The following is a 2,761-nucleotide window of genomic DNA, read 5'->3' as shown; positions in this document are numbered from 1 at the left end:
GACCATGCGCTGGAGCAGCGGGGGAGCGGCGTACAGCGGTTCCTTGTACCCGTCGTACATCGAGAAGGGGAAGGCTGCGCCGGATCGGACCGGCGCGGGTGAACAGCCGCGAGTACGCCGACCCGTTCGCCGTCCGTGACGCGCTGACCAACCAGCCGTTGGGTGACCATCACGACGCTCGCCCCTGGTGTGCGTAATACAGGTGGACACGGCCCGCCTCCAGCGCCGCGAGTGCCAGTTTCGGGTCCCTCATGCGCGCGGCCGCTTTGAGACTGCCTCGGATCGATGCGCACACGAGGCACGTTGAGGGGTTGGCGGGTCCGTCCCTGTGTGTCCTGAGCCAGATCTCAGTAGTGGTCACGCGCTCGCTCCGAACGCGTCGCACATCCAGCACTCACCACGCGGGTGCGGTTCGTGCGGCTCGGGGTCCTGAACGCGGAACACGATCCACCCGTCCTCAAGGACCCCGCCGCACAGCTCCCACCAGGCACCGTCAGGGCTCATCCGCGTTTCTGTCGGCGCTTCTTGCGGGCTGACCAGCTCCGGGATCTCCGGGGAAGTGTTCATACGCCCGCCGCCGGCTTCGCGTGGCAACCGCGGGATGCTCACGGGCCCGTCAACGTGGACCAACTCGGCGCGGCGCATCTTGGCCCCCATCTGACTGTCTGCTGTGGACAGTCAGATCATGGGCCGCTGCAAGGGACACAAGGGATACAGCCTGTATCCCCTCAGACTGCGCCGATCCATTCCGTGAAAGCCGTCAGCGACTCGGCGTCCGCCCGTTTCAACCGGCGGATCGTGGCTGCCGCTTCCCGCGCCCAGGGGTGCTCGCGGGTGTGCTGCGGGGCGATCGACCGGGCCACCTTCAGCGACTCGAACGCGTCGTCCGGCCGCCCCGCCCACACCTGTGCGCGGGCCAGCTCGATCCAGAACCCGGACTGCCGTTCGGCTGGCATGCCCTCGGGCGGTTCCCAATCCGCGGCGACATCGAACGCTCGCTGCAGGTGGTCCTGGCCGAGGCTGACGGCTACGGAGACCTCGTGGGCGCACACGCTGTCCGGCCCGAACTGAGTGCCGTCGTAAGCGGCCTCGGGAAGCGAGGCGCCCAACCGGCGGGCATCACGGAGGTGGAGGTCGGCGGCGGCCACGTCGCCCGTGCGCCCCGCGATGACGGCGGCCCGCATGTGCAGGGCGCCGCGGGCGGCGGTCGCCGCGCGGCCGAGCGGACTGGGGCTGGCGTCGATGGCCTGCTCCAGCGCGGTCAGGCCCTGGGCGTGGGCGCCACCGGCGAAGAACGTCTCGGTGCGGACGTAGGCGGCGGTGGCCTGAGCGATGCGGTCCTCGGTCTGGGCGGCGGCCCAGCGCATCAGGTCGATGAGGCGGGCGGAGAGGTCGTGGGCGCCGAATTTGTAGGCCACGGCATCCGCAGATCGCGCGATGGCGGCGAGGAACTGGGCAGCACGGAGTCGGTCGGCGCCGGTCGCCTGATGCAGGGCGGCGAGCGAGTCCGTCAGAAGGCCGGGTGCGCGCTCGGCGATGCGGGCGTACTGGGCGCCGAGCCGCCGCTGCGTGAGTGCCGTGACGGCGGCGTCGAGTGCGGCCAGCGACTGCGGCGGGGTGTCTGCGGGGATGTCGTAGGCAGCGATCGCCGCAGAGATGGCGGGCAGAGCGGTGTGGACGCGGGAGTCGGTGCGCGTGTGGCCGGTGACGATGTGGCCGGGATCGACAGAAAGCGCGGCGGCGATGGCGTCGAGGGTGTCGTCGCTCGGTGCGCGGGCACCGCGCTCGATGGCTTTGACCATGGAGAGGGAGAGGAAGGCAGCACGGGCGAGGGCGTCTTGTGTCATCCGGCGGGTGCGGCGGATGGTGGCGATGCGCCGGCCCACCTCGCGCGCGGTGAGGTTGGGCATACTGGCTCCGTTCGGTGCGTCCACTCCGAACGGTACCCACGCGGTGACGTGGCGGGTGAGCGAACGGCCCTAGCGAGTCGTCTCGGCGGGGCCGTTCCGCTGCGTCTGGGTACGGACGAGCGCGGCCACCTCGGCGAGGCTGTCGATGCGCCAGTCCGTCGCCGCCACGACACTCGGGTCGTCGGCCCACAGGTGCCCCCAGGGGCCGCGCCGCAGATGCGCGGTGCGCAGCCCGGCCGCCGCGGCGGGCATGACGTCGTTGGCGGGGTGGTCGCCGACGTACAGCGTCTCTCGCGCGGTCGCCCGCCCGGCCTCGACCACCCTCCGGAAGAAATACGGATCGGGCTTGGCCACGCCCCACTCGCCGGACGTGGCGACCACGTCGGCCGGCAGGTCGAGGCCGCGCAGCAGTTCACCCGCGCGGGCGGTCTGATTCCCGGCGATGACGACCCGGACGCCGAGGTCCCGCAGCCCGGCGAGTGAGGGCCGGACGTCGTCGTACAGGTCGCTGTCGTCCAGGTGCTCGCCGCAGCCGGCCGCCTCGCGCGCGGCGTACTCGGCTGGAACGTCGATGCCGGGCCGGATGAGGCGGAGAGCGGCTGCGTTGTCCTGCCCGCGGGCGACGACCGCGCCGACGAGCGCTGAGACGGTATGCCGTGGGGTGCCGAGCCAGTCCGCCCAGGATGCCCAGTAGCGGTCGTCGCGGACGAGGGTCTCGCCGACGTCGAAGATCACTGCGCGAATCATGGCGCCGACCCTACCCGGGCATGACGAAACGGCCCCCAGGATGTTCAGATGGCCGGCGCGTTGTGGCAGGTCAGCCGTAGGTGTAGAAACCCGAGCCGCTCTTG

At 71.4% G+C, this 2,761-nt stretch carries 3 protein-coding genes; all 3 read right to left on the bottom strand.

Features of this window, described 5'->3' with window-relative positions; translation table 11 throughout:
* Nucleotides 1-357: 357 nt before the first annotated feature.
* A complete protein-coding gene (locus ABEB00_RS35955) occupies nt 358-504 on the bottom strand; it encodes a hypothetical protein (protein ID WP_345624937.1) in 147 nt (48 codons plus the stop codon).
* A 224-nt stretch (nt 505-728) separates the two neighbouring features.
* Complete coding sequence (locus tag ABEB00_RS35950; RefSeq protein ID WP_345624936.1) at nt 729-1,910, bottom strand: helix-turn-helix domain-containing protein; 1,182 nt, start codon at nt 1,908-1,910, stop codon at nt 729-731.
* A gap of 69 nt (nt 1,911-1,979) precedes the next feature.
* Nucleotides 1,980-2,657: an HAD family hydrolase gene (locus ABEB00_RS35945; RefSeq protein WP_345624935.1), complete on the bottom strand. Its 678-nt coding sequence runs from the start codon at nt 2,655-2,657 to the stop codon at nt 1,980-1,982.
* Between the last annotated feature and the right edge of the window lie 104 nt (nt 2,658-2,761).

It is taken from the genome of Streptomyces ziwulingensis, from assembly GCF_039542605.1.
Lineage (GTDB): Bacteria > Actinomycetota > Actinomycetes > Streptomycetales > Streptomycetaceae > Streptomyces > Streptomyces ziwulingensis.
Note: the sequence above shows the minus strand (reverse complement) of the source record. Positions and strands in the feature narration are given on the sequence as shown.